Raw genomic sequence first — 20590 nt, forward strand, 5'->3', positions numbered from 1 at the left:
CACAGCGCGCCGCCGCTCGAATTCGAAGGCGTGCGCAAGGCGCAGGGCGCCCAGGCGAAGAACCGGATGGTCATCGCCATCGCCTGTTTCGGCGTGTTCTACGCCCTGCTCGGCGGCCGGCTGGTGCAATATGGCCTGCGCTCTCCCGAAACGGTCTCCTCGATCATGCGCCCCGACCAGTTGCTGGTCTCGCGCCCCGACCTGCTCGACCGCAACGGCGAGGTGCTGGCCACCGACATCCGCACGGTGTCGCTGTTTGCCGAGCCCAACAAGATCATCGACGCCGACGAGGCGATCGAACTGCTCGCCACCGTGCTGCCCGATCTCGACATGCGCGGCATTCACCGCAAGCTCTCGTCCAATTCCAAGTTCCAGTGGCTCCGGCGGCAACTGACCCCCAAGCAGCAGAGCCAGATCCTGTCGCTCGGCATCCCCGGCATCGGCTTCAGGCCCGAGACGCGGCGGTTCTACCCCGGCGGCCCGACCGCCTCGCATGTGGTCGGCCACGTCAACATCGACAACCGCGGAATCGCCGGCATGGAGAAATATGTCGACGGCCAGGGGCTGGGCGACCTTGCCGCCGCCGGCATGACCGTCAACGAGGACATGAAGCCGGTCAAGCTGTCGATCGACCTCAGGGTCCAGCATGTGCTGCGCGACGAGCTTGCCGCGGCCATGGACCGCTACAAGGCGATCGCGGCGGCCGGCGTCGTGCTCAATGTCCACACCGGCGAAGTCGTCGGCATGTCGTCGCTGCCCGACTACGATCCCAACAACCCGGTCGAGGCGCTGCAGAAGGACCGGCTCAACCGGATGTCGGCGGGCACCTATGAAATGGGCTCCACCTTCAAGGCCTTCACTACGGCGATGGCGCTCGATTCGGGCAAGGTGAAGATCACCGATTCCTTCGACGCCCGCGGGTCGATCCGCATCGGCGGCTTCACCATCAAGGATTTCCACGGCAAGAACCGGATTCTCACGGTGCCGGAGATCTTCATCTATTCCTCCAATATCGGCACCGCCAAGATGGCCGATCTCGTGGGCATCGAGGGCCACAAGGAGTTCCTCACCCGGTTGGGCCTGCTCACCCGCATGAAGACGGAACTGCCGGAGGTGGCGACCCCCAACCAGCCGCCGGTGTGGAAGAAGATCAACTCGATCACCATCTCGTTCGGCCACGGCGCGTCGACCACGCCGCTGCAGACGGCGGTGGCGGCAGCGGCGCTGATGAACGGCGGCAAGCTGATCGAGCCCACCTTCCTGCCCCGCACCGTGGAGGAGGCCGACAAGGTGGCGGTCCAGGTGATCCAGCCCTCCACCAGCAAGAGCATGCGCGATCTCATGGAGATGAACGTCGCCATGGGCTCGGGCCGGCGCGCCGAGGTCGAAGGCTTCCATGTCGGCGGCAAGACCGGCACCGCGGAAAAGGTGGTCAACGGCCGCTACAATTCCTCCGTCCGGTTCAACGCCTTCCTCTCCGCCTTCCCGATCGACAATCCCGAATATGTGGTGCTGGTGGTGATTGACGAACCCAAGCCCGAGGAGGGAAAATCCTCGGCCACCGCCGGCCTCAATGCGGCCCCCATGGTCAGCGCCATCATCCGCCGCTCGGCGGGCTTCCTCGGCGTCGAGCCGCGATTCGGAAACGGTTCACAGGAATTGTCGCTGACATACTGACAACAGCCATACTGACAACACAAGTGGCGGGCAGGGCAACGCCAGCACCAGACTCACCCGCACCCGTCCTGACAACGAAAGACCCGAGAATTTCATGAAACTGTCCGCGCTGATCGCCGCCCTGCCGCCCAAGACCATGACCGCGCCCGCCCCGACGGAATTCGACATGCCGGTGACCGGGCTCACGGCCGACAGCCGCAGCGTCGAGCCGGGCAATGTGTTTTTCGCGCTGGCCGGGGTGAAGACCGACGGCGCGCGGTTCGTCGAGCAGGCAGTGTCGCGGGGCGCCGGCGCGATCGTCGCGGCCTCGGACGCGGCCCTTGCCGGCGTCGCGGTGCCGGTGATCCGGACCGACGATCCGCGGCTGGCTCTGGCGCGCATGGCGGCCGCCTATTTCGGCCCGCAACCGCGCGTGATCGGGGCGGTAACGGGCACCGCCGGCAAGACGTCGGTGGCTTCGTTCCTGCGCCAGATCTGGACCCATGCAGGCGAGCAGGCGGCGATGATCGGCACCACAGGCGTGATCGCCCCCGGCCGCGTCGAATACGGTTCGCTGACCACGCCCGATCCGGTGGCGCTGCACCGGCTGCTGGCCGATCTCGCCAGCTCCGGCGTGACCCATGCCGCCATGGAGGCGTCGAGCCACGGGCTCGACCAGCGCCGGCTCGACGGCGTGGCTTTGAGTGTCGCCGGCTTCACCAATCTGGGCCGCGACCATCTCGACTACCATCCCGACATGGACGACTACATGGCCGCCAAGATGCGGCTGTTCCACACGCTGCTGCCCAAGGGCGCGCCGGCGGTGATCTTTGCCGACGACCCCTGGTCGGAACGCGCCGTCGAGGTCGCCGAACGGGCCGGCGCACGGGTGCTGACGGTCGGCCGGAAGGGCGGGTTCCTGAGCCTCAAGCGGGTCGAGCATCTGCGCCACAAGCAGATCGCCGAGATCCATCTCGATGGCCGGATCTTCGAAGTGCACCTGCCGCTGGCCGGCGACTTCCAGGTCTCCAACGCGCTCGTCGCCGCCGGCATGGCGATCGCCACCGGCACCTCGGCGGACCAGGCGATGGAGGGACTGGAGCATCTCACCGGCGCCTCGGGACGGCTGGAACTGATCGGCTCGACCGCCGAGGGCGCACCGGCCTATGTCGACTACGCGCACAAGCCCGATGCGCTCAAGAACGTGCTCGAGGCGGTGCGGCCGTTCACCACCGGCCGCGTCATCGTCGTGTTCGGCTGCGGCGGCGACCGGGACCGCGGCAAGCGGCCGATCATGGGCGCCATCGCCTCCGAACTCGCCGACGTGGTGATCGTCACCGACGACAATCCGCGCTCGGAAGAGCCCGCCGCGATCCGCGCCGAAATCCTGACCGCGGCGCCCGGCGCCACCGAGATCGGCGACCGCGCCGAGGCGATCCGCCGGGCGGTGGCGATGCTCAAGGCCGGCGACACGCTGATCGTCGCGGGCAAGGGGCACGAGGAGGGGCAGACCGTGGGCGGCACGGTGCTGCCTTTCTCCGATCACGCGGAAATCCGCAAGGGACTGGAGGAACTCAAGGCATGAGCCTGCTGTGGACCTCAAGAGACATGATCGACGCCATGGACGGGCGTCCGCTCGGCGCCATGCCGGCGGGCGTGACCGGGATTTCGATCGACAGCCGCACGGTTCGCGACGGCGAGGTGTTCTTCGCCATCAAGGGCGACCGCTTCGACGGCCATGACTTCGCCAGCGTCGCCGTCGCCAATGGCGCGAGCCTGCTGGTGGTGTCCGAATCCAAGCTGCCCGCGCTCGGCCGGGTCACCGCGCCGATGATCGTGGTCAACGACGTGCTCGCGGCGCTCGAGGATCTCGGACGCGCGGCACGCGACAGATCCGAGGCGAAGATCATCGCCATCACCGGCTCGGTGGGCAAGACCTCGAGCAAGGAGATGCTGCGCCGGGCGCTCGAGCCGAGCGGCGAGGTGCATGCCTCGGCCGCCTCGTTCAACAATCACTGGGGGGTGCCGCTGACGCTGGCCCGGATGCCCCAGTCGGCCGCCTTCGGCGTGTTCGAGATCGGCATGAACCATCCCGGCGAGATCCGCCCGCTGGTCAAGATGGTGCGCCCGCACGTGGCCGTCATCACCACGATCGCGGCGGCGCATCTGGGCAATTTCAAGAATCTGGGCGAGATCGCTGCGGCCAAGGCCGAGATCATGGAGGGCCTTGCCCCTGACGGCCGCCTGCTTCTCAACCGCGACAACGAGAAATATGCCTGGCTGAAGAAGCGCGCCTCGGAACTCGGCCTCAAGCAGGTCCAGTCCTTTGGCGAAAACCCCAAGGCGGATTACCGCCTGCTCAATTGCAAGCTGCATCCGGACTGCTCGACCATCACCGCCCGCATCGGCGGCGACGACGTCGCCGTCAAGATCGGCGCGCCCGGACGGCATCTGGTGCAGAATGCGCTCGCGGTGTTGGGCGCCGTCAAGCTGGTCGGCGCCGATCTCGCCAAGGCCGTCCACGCGCTGGCCGGCATCTCGGCCGAGAAGGGCCGCGGCGCCCGCCACCGGCTCAGGGCCGACGGCGGCAGCTTCGTGCTGATCGACGAAAGCTACAACGCCAATCCGGTGTCGATGCGCGCGGCGCTCGAGCTGCTGCGCGACACGCCGGTGGGGCTGAGCGGACGGCGCATCGCGGTGCTCGGCGACATGCTGGAGATGGGGAGCTTTTCCGAGCGCGTGCACCGGGAGCTGGCCGGTCCCGTGCGCGAGGCCAAGGTCGATCTGGTCTGCCTCGCCGGACCGGAAATGCAGGCGCTCAAGGCCGAGCTGGGGTCCGATATCGAGACGATCTGCCGCGATGACGCGGACGGGCTGGCGGAGTACCTCAAGACGTCTCTCAGGGATGGCGACGTGGTGATGATCAAGTCGTCGCTTGGCATCGGTTTCGGGCGCATCGTCAAGGCCTTGCTTGACAAGTATCCGGCGCTGACGGACAGCAGCACACAAGACTAAACGGCGCTAGGGGACCGAAATCTATGCTCATCTGGTTGGTGAATCTGGCGGACGAAGTCCAGTTTTTTAATCTTTTCAGGTATATAACCTTCAGGACCGGAGCGGCGATGTTTACATCGGCGCTCATTGTGTTTCTGTTCGGGCCGCGAATCATCGCCTCCCTGCGCCTGCGCCAGGGCCGGGGCCAGCCGATCCGGGCGGACGGGCCGCAGACCCATTTCCTCAAGGCCGGCACGCCGACCATGGGCGGGCTGATGATCCTGGCGGGCATCGTCGGCTCGTCGCTGCTCTGGGCCGACCTGTCGAGCGTCTATGTGGTGACCACGCTGCTGGTCACGCTCGGCTTCGGCGCCATCGGCTTTTACGACGACTATCTCAAGGTCACCAAGCAGACCGACAAGGGCTTTTCGGGCAAGGCCCGGCTCGGTCTCGAGTTCCTGATCGCCGGCGTCGCGGTGTTCTTCATCATGCAGGCCTCGATGGCGGCGTCGCCCGCCAATGGCGCCGCCTTCGGCTCGTCGGTGGCGTTTCCGTTCTTCAAGGACCTGCTGGTCGATATCGGCTGGTTCTTCATCGTCTTCGGCGCCTTCGTGATCGTCTCGGCCGGCAATGCGGTCAATCTCACCGACGGGCTCGACGGCCTCGCCATCGTGCCGGTAATGATCGCCGCCGCCTCGTTCGGGGCCATCGCCTATCTCGCCGGCAACGCGGTCTTCGCCAACTACCTGCAGATCCATTTCGTGCCCGGCACCGGCGAGCTGGCGGTGATCCTGGGCGCCGTCATCGGCGCGGGCCTGGGCTTCCTGTGGTTCAACGCGCCGCCGGCGGCCATCTTCATGGGCGACACCGGGTCGCTGTCGCTGGGCGGGCTGATCGGCACCGTGGCGGTGGCGACCAAGCACGAGATCGTCATGGCCATCATCGGCGGCCTGTTCGTCATGGAGGCGCTGTCGGTGATCATCCAGGTCACCTCGTTCAAGCTCACCGGCAAGCGGGTGTTCCTGATGGCGCCGATCCATCACCATTTCGAAAAACTCGGCTGGACCGAGAGCCAGGTCGTGGTGCGGTTCTGGATCATCTCCGTCGGGCTGGCGATGATCGGCCTGGCGACCCTGAAGCTGAGGTGAGAGATGATCCCGGCAACCACATTCCGCGGACGGCGGGTGGCGCTGTTCGGCTTGGGCGGCTCCGGCCTCGCCACCGCGAGATCGCTGGCCGCGGGCGGCGCTGAGGTCGTCTCCTGGGACGACAATCCGGCCCAGGTCGAGGCGGCGCGGACGGCGGGCCTCACCGTGGGCGACCTGCGCGGCCTCGACTGGGGGGCGATCGAAACGCTGGTGCTCTCGCCCGGCGTGCCGCTCACCCACCCCAAGCCGCACTGGGCGGCGGAGCTCGCCACCAGCCATGGCGTCGAGATCATCGGCGATGTCGAGATCTTCGCGCGCGAGCGGCGGGCAATCGCGCCCGAAAGCCCGTTCATCGCCATCACCGGCACCAACGGCAAGTCGACCACCACGGCGCTGATCGCGCATATGATCGCCCATTCGGGCCGCGACGCCCAGCTCGGCGGCAATATCGGCACCGCGGTGCTGACGCTCGCGCCGCCGGCGCCGGGGCGGGTGCATGTGGTGGAATGCTCGTCCTACCAGATCGATCTGGCGCCCTCGCTCGACCCCAGTGCCGGGCTGCTGCTCAATCTCACGCCCGATCATCTCGACCGGCACGGCTCGATCGCCCATTACGCCGCGGTCAAGGCGCGGCTCGTCGAGCGCAGCGATGTCGCCATCATCGGCGACGACGACGACTGGTGCCGCGGCATCGCCGCCCGGCTGGAAGGCGCGGGGCGGACCGTCAAGCGGATTTCCAAGGACCATGCGCTCGCCGACGGCGTGTTCGCCGACGGCGCGATCCTCCGCGAGGCCAAGGGCGGAACCGTGCGCGAGCTCGCCGATCTCAGCGCCGTCACCACGCTGCGCGGCGCGCACAATGCGCAGAACGCCGCTGCTGCCATCGCCGCCTGCCGCAGCGTGGGCCTGAGCGACGACGAGATCCGCGCGGGACTCGCCAGCTTTCCCGGCCTCAAGCACCGGATGCAGCCGGTGGCGCGCCGGGGCCATGTCGTCTTCGTCAATGATTCCAAGGCCACCAATGCCGAGGCCGCAGCACCCGCGCTCACCAGCTTCGCGCCGATCTACTGGATCGCCGGCGGCCTGCCCAAGGAAGGCGGCATCGCCGCGCTCGAGCCGCTGTTTCCGCGCATCGCCAAGGCCTATCTGATCGGCGAGGCCGCGGCCGGCTTCGCCGCCACCATCGGCGCGCATGCGCCCTTCGAGATCTCCGGCACGCTCGACAACGCCGTCGCGGCGGCGGCCAAGGATGCGGCCGGCGATTCCGCCGACATGCCGGTCGTGCTGTTGTCGCCGGCCTGCGCCAGCTTCGACCAGTTCCGCAATTTCGAGGTGCGCGGCGACGCCTTCGTAAGCCTGGTGTCTGCTTTAGAAGGTATTGATATGCTCATCGATGTCCAACGCAAGGGAGAGCAGCATGGTTAGCCGCGTCGAACGCGGACCGGTCGCCGACTGGTTCTGGACCATCGACCGCCTGTTTCTGGCGGCCTTCATCGGGCTGATGGGCATCGGGCTGATGCTGTCCTTCGCGGCGAGCCCGGCGGTGGCCGAACGCCTCGGCCTCGACAGCTTCCATTTCGTCACCCGCCACGGGATCTTCCTGCTGCCGGCGCTCGCGGTGATGGTCGGCGTCTCCTTCCTGTCGCCGCGGCAGGTGCGCCGCATCGCCATCGTGCTGCTCGCCGGATCGATCGTGATGATGGTGCTGGCGCTGTTCTTCGGCGTCGAGATCAAGGGCTCCCGGCGCTGGGTGTCGATCCTGGGGATCTCGGTGCAGCCGTCGGAATTCATGAAACCCGCCTTCGTCGTCATCTGCGCCTGGCTGTTCTCCGAGCGCTCGCGCCATCCCGAAATCCCCGGCAACCTGTTCGCCATCATCCTGTTCGGCATCGTCGCGGCGCTGCTGGTGGCCCAGCCCGACCTCGGCCAGACCATGCTGACGACGGCGATCTGGGGCGGCATGTTCTTCATGGCCGGCATGTCCTGGTTCTGGATCATGCTTCTGGGCGGTGGCGCCATCGGCGGGTTCATCGCCGCCTATTTCATGTTTCCGCACGTCGCCGAGCGCATCAACGGCTTCCTGTTCGGCGAGGGCGACAGTTTCCAGGTCGACACCGCGCGCGAGGCGATCATCCGCGGCGACTGGCTGGGCCAGGGCCCGGGCGAGGGGACGATCAAGCGCATCCTGCCCGACAGCCACACCGACTTCGTCTTCTCCGTCGCCGCCGAGGAATTCGGCATCGTCTTCTGCATGGTGCTGGTGCTTCTGTTCGGCTTCGTGGTCATCCGCGGGCTGATGCGCGCGAGCCGCGAGCAGGACGATTTCACGAGGCTCGCGGTGGCGGGCCTGTCGCTCTTGATCGGGTTCCAGTCCTTCATCAATATCGGCGTCAATCTCGAGCTGCTGCCGGCCAAGGGCATGACGCTGCCGCTGATCTCCTATGGCGGCTCGTCGATGATCGCGGTGGCGATCACCGCGGGCTTTATGCTGGCCTTGACGCGGCGCAGGCCGGAAAGCCGGGCCAAGCCGCGCGCCATCTACCGGCCCGCGGCCAGCGTGGCGGCGGAATAGACTCATGACCCAGAGCAAGCTCTTCCTGTTGGCGGCCGGCGGCACCGGCGGACACCTGTTCCCGGCCGAGGCGCTGGCGCATGAACTGATCGCGCGCGGCCACCGCGTGCATCTGGTCACCGACAGCCGCGCGGAGCGCTATGCGGGAAAGTTCCCCGCGTCCGAGGTCCATATCGTCCGCTCCGCCACCATCGGCTCGAAGAACCCGCTCAAGCTGGCGCGCTCGCTGTGGACGCTGTTCCAGGGCGTGCGCGAGGCGGGCAGGCTGCTGCGCAGGATCAGGCCCGACGCGGTGATCGGCTTTGGCGGCTACCCCACCATTCCGCCGCTGATCGCCGCCTCCAATGCCGGCATCCCCTCGATGCTGCACGAGCAGAATGCGGTGATGGGCCGCGCCAACAGGGCGCTGGCCGCGCGCGTCAGGGTGATCGCCGGCGGTTTTTTGCCCGAGGGCAAGGGCAAGCACGCGGCCAAGACCGTGATCACCGGCAACCCGGTGCGTCCGGAAGTGATCGCGGCGGCGGCCATTCCCTATCAGCCCTCGCTCGAGGGCGAGCCGTTCCGGCTGGTGGTGTTCGGCGGCAGCCAGGGCGCGCAGTTCTTCTCGGACGCCATCCCAGCCGCCATCTCGCTGTTGCCAGATCCCCTGAGGGCCCGGCTCGAACTCACCCAGCAGGCCCGTCCCGAGGACGAGAAGCATGTGCGCGCGCGGCTCGAGGAGATGGGGGTGAAGGCCGAGGTGTCGCCCTTCTTCACCGACATGGCGGCGCGCATCGGGGCGGCGCATCTGGTGATCTCGCGCTCGGGCGCCTCGACGGTTTCCGAGATCGCGGTGATCGGCCGTTCGGCCATCCTGGTGCCCTATCCCTATGCTCTGGATCATGACCAGGCGGCCAATGCGGCGGCGCTGATGGCCCAGGGCGGCGCCAGCGTGATCAAGCAGTCGGAGCTCACGCCTCAGCTTCTTTCGGAGATGATCGCCGACCGGATGAACGATCCCGCCGGCCTCGCCGCCACCGCCGCCGCCGCCCAGGCGACCGGAAAACCCGACGCCGCGCGCTTGCTTGCCAATCTGGCAGAAGCTATTGCGGAGGGCGTCAGCATCGACCAATTCAGGAGTCATCCCGCATGAAAATGCCGCAAACCATCGGCCTTGTGCACTTTATCGGCATCGGCGGCATCGGCATGAGCGGCATCGCCGAGGTGCTCAACAACCTGGGCTACAAGGTGCAGGGCTCCGACCAGTCCGACAGCGCAAATGTGCAGCGGCTGCGCGACAAGGGCATCGAGGTGCATATCGGCCACTCCGCCGCCAATCTTGGCGCGGCTGAGGTGGTGGTGGTCTCGACCGCGATCAGGAAGACCAATCCGGAACTCGTGGCCGCGCGCGAGCGGCTGATCCCGGTGGTGCGCCGCGCCGAGATGCTGGCCGAGCTGATGCGCTTCCGCAACGCCATCGCCATCGGCGGCACCCACGGCAAGACCACCACCACCTCGATGGTGGCGACGCTGCTCGAAGCCGGCGGGCTCGACCCGACCGTGATCAATGGCGGCATCATCAACGCCTATGGCACCAATGCGCGCATGGGCGAGGGCGAGTGGATGGTGGTGGAGGCCGACGAGAGCGACGGCACCTTCCTCAAGCTCCCCGCCGACATCGCCGTCGTCACCAACATCGATCCCGAGCATCTCGACCATTACGGCAATTTCGACGCGGTGCGCGCGGCCTTCCGGCAGTTCGTCGAGAACGTGCCGTTCTACGGCTTCGGCGTCATGTGCCTCGACCATCCGGAGGTCCAGGCGCTGGTGAGCCGCATCGAGGACCGGCGGGTCATCACCTATGGCCACAACCCACAGTCTGACGTGCGCTATTCCAACCACCGCATGGACGGGCCGGTCTCGGTGTTCGACGTGGTGATCCACAGCCGCAAGACCGGCGCGACCGTCGAGCTCAAGGACCTGCGCCTGCCGATGCCGGGCCGGCACAATGTCTCCAACGCGGTGGCTGCCATCGCCGTCGCCTACGAGCTGGGCCTGACGCCGGAGCAGATCGCCCGCGGGCTCGGCCAGTTCGGCGGGGTCAAGCGCCGCTTCACCCATACCGGCACCTGGAACGGGGTCGAGGTGTTCGACGATTACGGCCACCATCCGGTCGAGATCAAGGCGGTGCTTTCGGCCGCCCGCGACGCCTGCCAGGGCCGGGTGATCGCGGTGGCCCAGCCGCACCGCTACACGCGGCTCGAAAGCCTGTTCGACGATTTCGCCGCCTGCTTCAACGACGCCAACACGGTCGTCATCGCGCCGGTCTACGCCGCGGGCGAGGACCCGATCGAGGGCATCAACTCCGCGGCGCTGGTCTCGGCCATGAAGGCCGGCGGCCACCGCGACGCGCGGCTGATCGAGGGACCGGAGGCGCTGGCGCCGCTGATCGCCGGGATCGCCAAGCCGGGCGATTACGTCGTCTGCCTGGGCGCGGGCACCATCACCCAGTGGGCCAACCAGTTGCCCAAGGAACTCGAAGCGCTCAATCCCACGCCGGACCTCGGGGGGCAGGCATGAAGCCGCTGCAGGTCGACGGCGAGCGGCTGCTCGCGTCGCTGGCGGGCCGGCTCGACGGCGTAGAGGGGCGGCTCACGCCCAATTCCGACATGTCGAAGATCACCTGGTTCCGCACCGGCGGTCCGGCGGAGCTTTTGTTCCAGCCCGCCGACGAGGAGGACCTGGCGACCTTCCTCGCAGCCCTTCCCGGCGAGATCCCGGTGCTGCCGGTCGGCATCGGATCCAACCTCCTGGTGCGCGACGGTGGCATTCCCGGCGTGGTGATCCGGCTCTCGGCCAAGGGCTTCGGCCAGGCCGAGCGGATCTCCGACACCAGGATTTCGGCGGGCGCTGCCTGTCCCGACAAGCATGTGGCCGCGCTGGCGCTCGAAGCGGGGCTTGCGGGCTTTCATTTCTACCACGGCATTCCCGGCGCCATCGGCGGCGCGCTCAGGATGAACGCCGGCGCCAACGGCGTGGAGACCCGCGAGCGCGTGGTCGAGGTTCACGCCGTCGACCGCAAGGGCGTCCGCCATGTGCTCAGCAATGCCGAGATGGGCTATGCCTACCGGCATTCCTCGGCGCCCGGTGATCTCATCTTCACCCGCGCCATCCTCGAGGGCACGCCCGGCGACGCGGCCGAGATCCGCGCCGCCATGGACGCCGTCCAGCACCACCGCGAGACGGTGCAGCCGATCCGCGAGAAGACCGGCGGCTCGACCTTCAAGAATCCCGAAGGCCATTCGGCCTGGAAGCTGATCGACGCGGCCGGCTGCCGCGGTCTCACCATCGGCGGCGCGCAGATGTCGCCGATGCACTGCAATTTCATGATCAACACCGGCACGGCCTCGGGCTACGAGCTCGAAAACCTCGGCGAGACGGTGCGCGCCCGCGTGCTCGAGCATTCGGGCATCAGGCTCGACTGGGAGATCAAGCGGCTCGGCCTGTTCGAGCCGGGCCAGGTGGTGCAGGAATTCCTGGGGCAGATGGTTTAGGGCCGCACCAGGCCCTGGAGGATCGGGGGATGCAGGCAGGATCGACGGACTCGACACCCAGGCAGCTCACCGGCCGGTGCATGTGCGGCGCGGTCGGCTTCACAGTCACCGACGCCTTCGACTATGCGATGAACTGCCATTGCGGCAAATGCCGGCGCACCACCGGCTCGGCCTTCAAGCCGATGGGCGGGATCGCCCGGGCCGAACTGGTTGTCACCTCCGGCGCCGACGATGTCTTCCTCTACGGCGATGACGTCACCCACGACGCCCATTGCCGGAAATGCGGGTCGCTGCTCTATTCCCAGGTTCGAGAGGCCCGCTACGCGCATGTGCCGCTCGGCGTGCTGATCGACACACCCTCGATCCGGCCGACGCACCACATTCACGTGGCCTCGAAAGCGCCCTGGTTCGACATCACCGACGACCTGCCGCAATACCCGGAATTCGACTGAGCGGGGAAGGTTGCGGCGAGGGCTGTCCCCCATCGACTTCCGTGAAAGATCGCGCACAAAATTTCAAATGTTTTTGTTTTGTTCCTGCGGTATCGTTGCCGACTTATCCCTTCGCGGTATCTGAACAAAACCGGAACAAAAGAAAGCTTCGCCATGCCTATGACCTTTCAGGATTCCGGACAGAATCAGACTCCACATTTGGTTGTAACAATGCTTCAATGCGCGCTTGTGGCGTTGGGGGTATGGGATGGCGGAAATTTCCGAGATGAGTAGGCAGCAGTTTTCTATCGCCTATACTGGAGAAGGCCGCAAAGACGATCATTCTATCAGCGTAGAATCTCTAGCGCCAGCATTGATGGCATTTGGTAAGTTGATGCGGGAAGCTAACTCCGAGTTCAACGGTAAGAAAGCTAAAGCAAATGTTTATGTGGTTTCGGATTTTGAACACAAATGTTTCAACATAAATTTTGAACTTGTAGTTGGATTCTATGAACAGATAAAAACATTTTTACAGATTGATGATGTTAAGAATGCAAAAGAAATATTGGAATGGATTGGAATTCTTGCGACTGGCTCGGTAACAGTCGGGGGATCTTTTTTTGGGTACCTTAAATGGAAGAAGGGTCGCAAGACCACTGATGTTCAAGAGATTCGTGATGAGTCCGGCCAGGGTAAAGTAGTGGTGCATGTCGAGGGTGCAGCAAACCCGATTACGATTAACCAGACAATCTATAATCTATCGCTCAATCCTCGCGCGTTGAGAGCGGCGCGGGACGCATTTTTGCCAATCGGGCAGGATGGTTTTGATAGGGTTGAGATTAGACAAGATGACCGCATTGTCGGAACTATAGAGCCGTCATCCATTGAAGATATTGTTGCGTCTTGCACAACTGCGATAGCTGAGACCAAAGAGACTGAACCTGACGTTGATGTCACAACTGCCTGGCTTAGTGTTTATTCACCGGTATATGACGAAGATGCAGAAAAATGGCGTTTTCGTCTCGGGACTGACATCATTTATGCCGACATATCGGAAACCTCAATTGCTCACGATGCACTTGTTCGCGGCGGCGCATTAACGGACGATACATACCAGGTTCGGCTGGAAATCGCGGTTCAAATCGACGACAAAGGTAATCGCTCAAAGCCAGAATATAAGGTTTTAGAAGTAATACGATTTGTGCAGGCTGAACCTAGATTAAGGCAAGGCGGGCTCCCCTTGGCTCAAAGTGACAGTGAAGACGATATCTAGCGCATATCCGAACTTTGGGAATCTTATTTGGGCGATACTCACGTAGGCTCCTTTGCCTCTTTCGGCATGTAATTGGTGTCTAAGGTCGCAACACCACCATCTCGACGTGCTGATGGTGGGACGGTGGGGCAAACGAATTGGCACAGTTTACGCCAACGACAGACTTGAAGGGCGCCTGGTCAAGTCTGCGTCAACTGGGTCAGCCTCGGACCGCATGCCTGCCGGAGGGAACAGGCCTTTTTGGCCGACGGTTGGTCGAAATGGGGAACCAACTAGATCATGCAGTTTTACCGTGTCGCCTGAGCCGGCCCCGTTTACCCGGCCTTAACCATGACGCCTGTTTCAAGCCTCAATTATCTCGGTCACCGGAACGCTGGCGGCCCGGGGTGACCCATTGCAGGACAATCTTAATCCGCTGGTCCTACCATGCCGCTCGCAACATGGAGCACGTTCATGGTCGGCATGACCCGAAACTGGATTGTCAATCAGTTGATGCTCGGCGAGTTCCGCTCCTACCGGGACGTGTGCCGCAAATCGGTGCTGGTGGCGCTCAAGGTCTCCGTGCTCGCCTATGGCCTCAACCTGGCGGCGCATTTTCTGATGTATGGCGCCGGCCTGCTGCCCTACAGCCTCCGCGAGGCGCTGATCGTGGCGACGGTGCTCACGCCGCCCATCACCTTCATCATCGCCGTCGGCTCCTACATGATCGTCGGCTTCGCCATCCATGACCTCGGCGTGTCGCGCGCCGAACTCGAGCGCCTGAGCCGCACCGACATGCTCTCGGGGCTCGCCAACCGGCGCGCCTTCCAGGACACCGTCGACCAGTGCGCGCGCGACAAGGCCATGGTGGTCTTCGACATCGACCGCTTCAAGACCATCAACGACACCCACGGGCATTCGACCGGCGACACGGCGATCGTCGCGGTCGCCAGGATCCTGGCGGACGCCTTCCCCGAGCCGTGCCTGTGCGCGCGCATCGGCGGCGAGGAATTCGCCGTGTTCAGCGCCGACATGCCGTTCGCGGATTTCGCGGCCCTTGCCGAGATCGCCCGCGTCCGCATCGCCGGGTTGCGGATCGGCGCCGGCGCCGCCGCCTTCGGCGTCACCGTCTCCGGCGGCATCGCCCGGGGGCGGGCGGAGCAGACATTCGGCGAGATCTTCTCCCGCGCCGACACGGCGCTCTATGAAGCCAAGACCGGCGGGCGCAACCGCATCGTGCTTGCTCCCCAGGCCGACCGGCCGGCCCGCGACGCGGCAGCGGTCATGCCGGACACTTCGACAATGGCCGCCTGAGGCCGCCGTTTACCGGCAATTCACCAAGAAATCCGGTTTGGGTGCAAAACACCCCCCTGACGGCGGATGGCCATAAAATGGGGGGGTAATGCAGCACAATCTTAATCCGGCATCCCTAATATACCCAGCATGAATTGGACTGAGTTTATCGTGGGCAGGGCCCGCAAGTGGATCATCAAGCAGCTCACGCTGGGCGAGTTCGATTCCCACCTGCATGTCTGGCGCAAGGCGGTGGTGATGGCGTGCAAGATCGCCGTGCTCGCCTATTGCATCAATCTGGGCGCCCATTGGGTGATGTACCAGTTCGACCTGCTGCCCTACACGCTTAAGGCCGGGCTGATCGCCGCCACGGTGCTCACCCCTACCATCGCCTTCACCGTCGCCCTGGCCGTCTATGTGGTTCTCGGCTTCGCGATCTATGATCTGAGCGTGTCGCGCGCCGAGCTCGAGCATCTGAGCCGCACCGACGTGCTGTCGGGTTTGGCCAACCGCCGCGCGTTTCTCGAGCAGTTCGATGACTGCACGGGCGAAAAATCGCTGATGGTGATCGACATCGACCGGTTCAAGGTCGTCAACGACCGCTACGGCCACGCCGTCGGCGACGAGGTGATCGTCAATGTCGCCGACATGCTCTCCACGGTCTTTGCCGGCCGGGGGATCTGCGCGCGCATCGGCGGCGAGGAGTTCGCGGTGTTCAGCGCGGAGCTGAGCTTCGCCGAATTCGCGGCGCTCGCCGAAATCGCCCGCACCCGGATCGCCGGCATGCTGACCCGCGTGGAGGGAGGTCCGGTGTCCGTCACCATCTCCGCCGGCATCACCAGGGCGCTGCCCAGGCAGAAGTTCCGCGAGACCTTTTCGCGCGCCGACAAGGCGCTCTACGACGCCAAGGCCGGCGGGCGCAATCGCATCGTGCTGTCCTACGAGACGGCGCCGCCTGAAGCCGCGGCTTTCACGCCGGAACCGGCCGCACGGATTTCGGGCGACTGAAGATCCGGCTTTCGGCCGAGTTCACTCTGCTTCCAGTCCCAGCGCGCGCCGCACCGCCGCATGCGGCAGGGCGGGCACAAAGTTGCCGTCGCGGCCGGTCATGTCCTCGTTGGCGATCATGGCGTTGAGGATGGATTCCTCGGTGGCCTGCGCCACGGCCTCGAAGAACGGATCGATGTCCTCGTCGGGGACGAAGCGGACGTGGCGGATTGCGCCGCCGCCCAGGCCCGTATTGGCGGTCGAAAACGCCAGGAACAGGTCGCCCGAGCCGTGGGTGGCGAGGCCGCCAGTGCGGCCGATGCCGAAGGTCGCCCGCCGCGCCAGCCGCTTGAGCTGATGCGGCAGGAACGGCGCGTCGGTGGCGATGACGGCGATGATCGAGCCGAGCTCCATGTCGCGGGTGTTGGCCTGCATCTGCGGCAGGTCCGGATCGGCGCCGAGATTGCGGCCGAGCACGGTTAAATGGGTGCGGACGCCGAAATTGGCCTGCACGAACACGCCCACGGTGAACTCGTGGTCATCATGCCTCACCAGCCTCGAGGAGGTGCCGGAGCCGGCCTTGAAGCCGAAGCATTTCATGCCGGTGCCGCCGCCGACGCTGCCTTCCTCGATGGCGCCGCCGCGCGCCGAGCCGATGGCCTCGAGCACGTGCCGGGTCTCGACGTGAAAGCCGTTGATGTCGTTGAGGAACCCGTCATAGGTCTCGGCCGCGACCGGCAGCGAGAAATCGTCGTGATAGCGCTCGCCCATATGCCCCGCCGCCCAGCGGATCGTCGCGTCGCGGGTGATCCCGCAGGAATGGGTGTTGGTGATGGTGATCGGCAGCGAGAATTTGCCGGCCTCCTCGATGTAATGGGTGCCGCTCAACTCGCCATTGCCGTTGAGGCTGAAGAAGCCGGCGAACAGCGGCTCGTGGATCGCGTCGAGCGGCCGCGGCACGATCGCCGTCACCCCGGTGCGCACCGGCCCCTTGCCGGCAACCAGCGCTCCCTCGCCCTTGACGATCGTGGAGTATCCGACGCTCACGCCCGCCACGTCGGTGATGGCGTTGTCGGGCCCGCACAGGCCCTGCAAAGGCAGCCCCAGCCCCCGCGCCCGCGTCTTGCCCGAGGGCGTGGTGGTCCAGGAGGAGGGCAGGGGTGCTGGGGACATGGGAGACTTTCCGGGTGAGGGTCAGGACGTCATCTTGACCCAAGGAATGCACGGCTTGGCTCCGGCGCGCAAGCCGGATGCCTCCAGCCTGGCTCCGGCCGATTGGCCGCTCACCCCGTTTGCATTCCCCGGCTTCTTCTGATTCAAGGCCAAGGCGACACGGGCGGTCGGGCAGGCGAAGCGCCCGTCGGCAGGCCCGGGCCGCCGGCCGCGCAGCGCCGCCTGCGTGGCGTGCATCTGGATGGTTTGGCGCAACCTTCGCCGGGTATTCTGGCCTGCAGCATGGCAGATCCGGTGTTCGGGTCACGGCCCAGGCGCATCCGTGACAGAACGGGGAAATGTATGACTTCCGAAAAACCGAAAAAACATGTGGCCGTGCTGATGGGCGGATTTTCGTCGGAAAGGCCGGTGAGCCTGGCCTCGGGCAAGCCGTGCGCCGATGCGCTCGAGGCTGCGGGCTACCGGGTCACGCGCGTCGATGTCGGCAAGGACATCGCCGCGGTGCTGGCCGAGCTCAGGCCCGATGTCGCCTTCAACGCGCTGCACGGGCCCTACGGCGAGGACGGCACGATCCAGGGCGTGCTCGAATATCTCTCGATCCCCTACACCCATTCGGGCGTCACCGCTTCCGCGCTCGCCATGGACAAGCGCCTCTCCAAGATCGTCGCCAAGGCGGTGGGCATTCCGGTGGCGGACTCGAAGGTGATGAACCGGCACGATATCACCTCGGCGCACCCGATGCAGCCGCCCTATGTGGTCAAGCCGGTCAAGGAGGGCTCGAGCTTCGGCGTGGTCATCGTCCAGGAAAACCAGAGCCATCCGCCGCAGGTCATCGCCTCGAAGGACTGGAAATATGGCGACGAGGTCATGGTCGAGCGCTACGTCCCCGGGCGCGAGCTGACCTGCACCATCATGGGCGACGTGGCGCTGGCGGTCACCGAGATCGTGCCGCAAGGACACAGTTTCTATGATTATGATTCAAAATACGTCGCAGGGGGCTCCAAACACGTTTGCCCGGCGGAAATTTCACCATTTGTTTACCAAAAAATACGTAGGTTGGCGTTGAAGGCACATCAAGCGATCGGCTGTCGCGGCGTGAGCAGGTCCGATTTCCGCTATGATGACCGTTTCTCCGAAAATGGAGAGGTCATCTGGCTCGAAATCAACACCCAGCCCGGCATGACACCGACGTCCCTTGCGCCAGAGATGGCCCTGCAGGCAGGGCATTCGTTCGAAGAATTTGTGAGCTGGATGGTGGAGGACGCTTCGTGTCGCCGATGACGGAAAACCAAGGCAGAACCGCCCATGCGGCGACGGCGTCCGGACGCGATGCGTTCCCGGGCGCTTATGTTCTGCCGCGTTTTCTGCGCCGTCCCGCCCGCTATTTCGCTGCCCTCGCCACCGGCCGGCTGGAGATCCGCCCGCACACCGGATCGGTCGCTGCCTGCGCCTTCCTGGCCGCCACCGGCTTTTACGGCATGACGCTGGGCGGCCATACCCATGCGGTGACGCAGGCCGTCACCACCGGCGCCGGCTTCGCACTCGAGGATGTCCGCGTCAGCGGTAATGTCGAGACCTCCGACATCGACATCCTGCAGCAGCTCGGGCTTGACGGCACCACCTCGGTCGTCGCCATCGACGCCCATGCGGCGCGCGAAAAACTGCTGCAACTGCCGTGGGTGACCGACGCCCAGGTGCAGAAGATCTATCCGCGCGGCCTGTCGGTCGTGCTCACCGAGCGCACCCCGGTCGGCATCTGGCAGCACGGCGACGCGCTGTCGCTGATCGATGCGCGCGGCGATGTGATCGCGCCGCTGACCGGCGCCCGTCACGCCGACCTGCCGCTCTATGTCGGGCTTGGCGCCGACCGCGCCGCCGACGAGCTCGAGGCGCGGCTTCTGTTTCATCCGGAGCTGCGCGCCCGGGTCAAGGCCGCCATCCGCATCGCCGACCGGCGCTGGGACCTGCGCCTCGACAACGGCGTGACGCTGAGCCTGCCCGAGGACGACATCGGCGCGGCGCTGACCCGGTTCGCCGAATTCGACGCCGGCCGCGACGTGCTGTCGCGCGACATCACCGCCGTCGACCTCAGGCTCGACGACCGGGTGACGCTGAGGCTTTCCGAGGCCGCGTTCGAACGCCGCAAGGAAGCGCTGGAAGCGCGGGCGAAAGCCATCAAGGCGGAGCGCAAATCGTGAGCCTGTTCCGCCCCTCATCCGTTCTGCCCCGGCTCAAGCCGCTGTCCAACAAGCGGGTCAGCATCGTCACCGTGCTCGACATCGGCTCGTCCAAGGTTGTCTGCATGATCGGCCGGCTGACCCCGGTCGAAGGCAGCGAGATCCTGTCGGGCCGCAGCCACAAGATCGAGATCATCGGGCTCGGCCACCAGAAGTCGCGCGGGCTCAAGGCAGGCGTCATTTCCGACATGGATGCGGTGGAGAATTCCGTCCGCCTCGCCGTCGATGCCGCCGAGCGCATGGCCGGCGTCACCGTCGAGAGCCTGATCGTCAATGTCACCGCCGGGCGTCTCAAGAGCGAGATCCATTCCTCCTCGGTCAATCTCGGCGGGCACGAGATCGCTTCGGGCGACCTCGCCAAGGTGGTCAACGCGGCGACGCGCCAGAGCCAGGGCCACGAACGCGCCATCCTGCATTCGCTGCCCTCGAGCTACACGCTCGACGGCGAGCGCGGCATCTCCGATCCCGCCGGCATGTATGGCGACGTGCTCGGCGTCGACATGCATGTGCTGACGGCCGACCGGGCGCCGCTCAAGAATCTCGAACTGGCCATCAACCGCGCCCATCTGACGGTCGAGGCGATGGTCGCCACCCCCTATGCGTCCGGGCTCGCGGCGCTGGTCTCCGACGAGGCCGAGATGGGCTGCGCCACGATCGACATGGGCGGCGGCACCACCACGATCTCGGTGTTTTCCGAAGGCAAGCTGGTGCATGCCGACGCGATCGCGCTCGGCGGCCATCACGTCACCATGGATCTCGCGCGCGGCCTGTCGACGCGGCTCGACGACGCCGAGCGCATCAAGGTGGTGCACGGCTCGGCGTTGCCGCAGGCCGGCGAAGACCGCGACGTGATCTCGATCCCGCCAATCGGCGAGGACGAGCGTGATCTGCCGACCCATGTGCCGCGCGGTCTGGTCTCGCGCATCGTGCGCGCCCGGGTCGAGGAAACACTGGAAATGCTGCGCGACCGCATCCAGCAGTCGGGCTACTCGACGCTCGTGGGCAAGCGCATCGTGCTGACCGGCGGCGCCAGCCAGCTCACTGGCCTCAACGAATCGGCGCGGCGGATCCTCGCGCGCAATGTCCGGATCGGCCGCCCGCTGGGGGTCTCGGGACTGCCTGCCGCGGCCAAGGGGCCGGCGTTCTCCACTGCGGTGGGCCTGATGATCTATCCCCAGGTCGCACATCTTGAATCCCACGGCGCGGGCGAGGGCGGCTTTGCCGTCATGGCCGGCGCCGGCGGCCGCCTGTCCCGCATGGGGCAGTGGCTCAAAGAGAGTTTTTGATTTTACCGAATTGGCCCACGCGGCGGTG

The 20590-nt window shown here is 65.7% G+C and carries 16 protein-coding genes and 1 pseudogene; 16 read left to right on the forward strand and 1 reads right to left on the reverse strand.

The window, feature by feature from the left end; all coding sequences use genetic code 11:
- Window positions 1–15: 15 nt before the first annotated feature.
- From LL06_RS04115 to LL06_RS04170, 13 genes and pseudogenes are all read left to right on the forward strand, one after another.
- Window positions 16–1677: pseudogene (locus tag LL06_RS04115) on the forward strand (penicillin-binding protein 2); the annotation flags it as partial.
- Between the two features lie 136 nt (window positions 1678–1813).
- Window positions 1814–3241, forward strand: coding sequence for a UDP-N-acetylmuramoyl-L-alanyl-D-glutamate--2,6-diaminopimelate ligase (locus tag LL06_RS04120; RefSeq protein ID WP_244447047.1), 1428 nt, complete (start codon window positions 1814–1816; stop codon window positions 3239–3241).
- The gene (locus tag LL06_RS04125) at window positions 3238–4671 is read left to right on the forward strand and encodes a UDP-N-acetylmuramoylalanyl-D-glutamyl-2,6-diaminopimelate--D-alanyl-D-alanine ligase (RefSeq protein ID WP_035522611.1); all 1434 of its coding nucleotides are present in this window, start codon (window positions 3238–3240) and stop codon (window positions 4669–4671) included. The genes LL06_RS04120 and LL06_RS04125 overlap by 4 nt, the downstream gene beginning before the upstream one ends.
- Window positions 4672–4694: 23 nt before the next feature.
- Window positions 4695–5798, forward strand: a complete 1104-nt coding sequence (gene mraY, locus LL06_RS04130) for a phospho-N-acetylmuramoyl-pentapeptide-transferase (protein ID WP_035522613.1) — start codon at window positions 4695–4697, stop codon at window positions 5796–5798.
- A gap of 3 nt (window positions 5799–5801) precedes the next feature.
- Window positions 5802–7223 (forward strand): UDP-N-acetylmuramoyl-L-alanine--D-glutamate ligase, encoded by a 1422-nt coding sequence (gene murD, locus LL06_RS04135; protein ID WP_035522615.1) that lies wholly within the window; start codon window positions 5802–5804, stop codon window positions 7221–7223.
- Window positions 7216–8370, forward strand: coding sequence for a putative lipid II flippase FtsW (ftsW, locus tag LL06_RS04140; RefSeq protein WP_035522618.1), 1155 nt, complete (start codon window positions 7216–7218; stop codon window positions 8368–8370). Before murD ends, ftsW begins: the two co-directional genes overlap by 8 nt.
- Window positions 8371–8374: 4 nt before the next feature.
- Window positions 8375–9502 (forward strand): undecaprenyldiphospho-muramoylpentapeptide beta-N-acetylglucosaminyltransferase, encoded by a 1128-nt coding sequence (gene murG / locus LL06_RS04145; protein WP_035522621.1) that lies wholly within the window; start codon window positions 8375–8377, stop codon window positions 9500–9502.
- Complete coding sequence (murC, locus tag LL06_RS04150; protein ID WP_035522623.1) at window positions 9499–10929, forward strand: UDP-N-acetylmuramate--L-alanine ligase; 1431 nt, start codon at window positions 9499–9501, stop codon at window positions 10927–10929. Before murG ends, murC begins: the two co-directional genes overlap by 4 nt.
- Window positions 10930–10934: 5 nt before the next feature.
- Window positions 10935–11903: a UDP-N-acetylmuramate dehydrogenase gene (gene murB, locus LL06_RS04155; protein WP_152599491.1), complete on the forward strand. Its 969-nt coding sequence runs from the start codon at window positions 10935–10937 to the stop codon at window positions 11901–11903.
- 29 nt (window positions 11904–11932) lie between these two features.
- A complete protein-coding gene (locus tag LL06_RS04160; protein ID WP_035522628.1) occupies window positions 11933–12355 on the forward strand; it encodes a GFA family protein in 423 nt (140 codons plus the stop codon).
- A gap of 265 nt (window positions 12356–12620) precedes the next feature.
- Window positions 12621–13607, forward strand: a complete 987-nt coding sequence (locus LL06_RS27215) for a hypothetical protein (RefSeq protein ID WP_210165715.1) — start codon at window positions 12621–12623, stop codon at window positions 13605–13607.
- 453 nt (window positions 13608–14060) lie between these two features.
- Complete coding sequence (locus LL06_RS04165; RefSeq protein ID WP_052161199.1) at window positions 14061–14900, forward strand: GGDEF domain-containing protein; 840 nt, start codon at window positions 14061–14063, stop codon at window positions 14898–14900.
- A 150-nt stretch (window positions 14901–15050) separates the two neighbouring features.
- Window positions 15051–15887: a GGDEF domain-containing protein gene (locus LL06_RS04170; RefSeq protein ID WP_052161200.1), complete on the forward strand. Its 837-nt coding sequence runs from the start codon at window positions 15051–15053 to the stop codon at window positions 15885–15887.
- Window positions 15888–15908: 21 nt separating this feature from the next.
- Here LL06_RS04170 and LL06_RS04175 read toward each other — a convergent pair whose 3' ends face one another.
- On the reverse strand, window positions 15909–17039 hold the full coding sequence (locus LL06_RS04175) for a P1 family peptidase (RefSeq protein WP_052161201.1): 1131 nt from the start codon (window positions 17037–17039) through the stop codon (window positions 15909–15911).
- A gap of 342 nt (window positions 17040–17381) precedes the next feature.
- Between LL06_RS04175 and LL06_RS04180 the strand changes: the two genes are divergently transcribed.
- The 3 genes from LL06_RS04180 to ftsA are packed head-to-tail and all read left to right on the forward strand — an operon-like array spanning window position 17382 to window position 20562.
- Window positions 17382–18320, forward strand: a complete 939-nt coding sequence (locus tag LL06_RS04180) for a D-alanine--D-alanine ligase (RefSeq protein ID WP_035522629.1) — start codon at window positions 17382–17384, stop codon at window positions 18318–18320.
- Window positions 18317–19237 (forward strand): cell division protein FtsQ/DivIB, encoded by a 921-nt coding sequence (locus LL06_RS04185; RefSeq protein ID WP_035522719.1) that lies wholly within the window; start codon window positions 18317–18319, stop codon window positions 19235–19237. Before LL06_RS04180 ends, LL06_RS04185 begins: the two co-directional genes overlap by 4 nt.
- The gene (ftsA, locus tag LL06_RS04190) at window positions 19234–20562 is read left to right on the forward strand and encodes a cell division protein FtsA (RefSeq protein WP_035522631.1); all 1329 of its coding nucleotides are present in this window, start codon (window positions 19234–19236) and stop codon (window positions 20560–20562) included. Before LL06_RS04185 ends, ftsA begins: the two co-directional genes overlap by 4 nt.
- Window positions 20563–20590 lie beyond the last annotated feature (28 nt).

It is taken from the genome of Hoeflea sp. BAL378, assembly GCF_000759435.1.
Lineage (GTDB): Bacteria > Pseudomonadota > Alphaproteobacteria > Rhizobiales > Rhizobiaceae > Hoeflea.

Bases quoted from the DNA above. Each gene is read 5' to 3' on its own strand.
- murC (WP_035522623.1), top strand. From the start codon at position 9,499: ATGAAAATGCCGCAAACCATCGGCCTTGTGCACTTTATCGGCATCGGC.
- ftsW (WP_035522618.1), top strand. From the start codon at position 7,216: ATGGTTAGCCGCGTCGAACGCGGACCGGTCGCCGACTGGTTCTGGACC.
- LL06_RS04160 (WP_035522628.1), top strand. From the start codon at position 11,933: ATGCAGGCAGGATCGACGGACTCGACACCCAGGCAGCTCACCGGCCGG.
- LL06_RS04175 (WP_052161201.1), bottom strand. From the start codon at position 17,039: ATGTCCCCAGCACCCCTGCCCTCCTCCTGGACCACCACGCCCTCGGGC.
- LL06_RS27215 (WP_210165715.1), top strand. From the start codon at position 12,621: ATGAGTAGGCAGCAGTTTTCTATCGCCTATACTGGAGAAGGCCGCAAA.
- murG (WP_035522621.1), top strand. From the start codon at position 8,375: ATGACCCAGAGCAAGCTCTTCCTGTTGGCGGCCGGCGGCACCGGCGGA.
- LL06_RS04185 (WP_035522719.1), top strand. From the start codon at position 18,317: ATGACGGAAAACCAAGGCAGAACCGCCCATGCGGCGACGGCGTCCGGA.
- LL06_RS04120 (WP_244447047.1), top strand. From the start codon at position 1,814: ATGACCGCGCCCGCCCCGACGGAATTCGACATGCCGGTGACCGGGCTC.
- LL06_RS04165 (WP_052161199.1), top strand. From the start codon at position 14,061: ATGGTCGGCATGACCCGAAACTGGATTGTCAATCAGTTGATGCTCGGC.
- LL06_RS04125 (WP_035522611.1), top strand. From the start codon at position 3,238: ATGAGCCTGCTGTGGACCTCAAGAGACATGATCGACGCCATGGACGGG.
- LL06_RS04180 (WP_035522629.1), top strand. From the start codon at position 17,382: ATGACTTCCGAAAAACCGAAAAAACATGTGGCCGTGCTGATGGGCGGA.
- murD (WP_035522615.1), top strand. From the start codon at position 5,802: ATGATCCCGGCAACCACATTCCGCGGACGGCGGGTGGCGCTGTTCGGC.
- mraY (WP_035522613.1), top strand. From the start codon at position 4,695: ATGCTCATCTGGTTGGTGAATCTGGCGGACGAAGTCCAGTTTTTTAAT.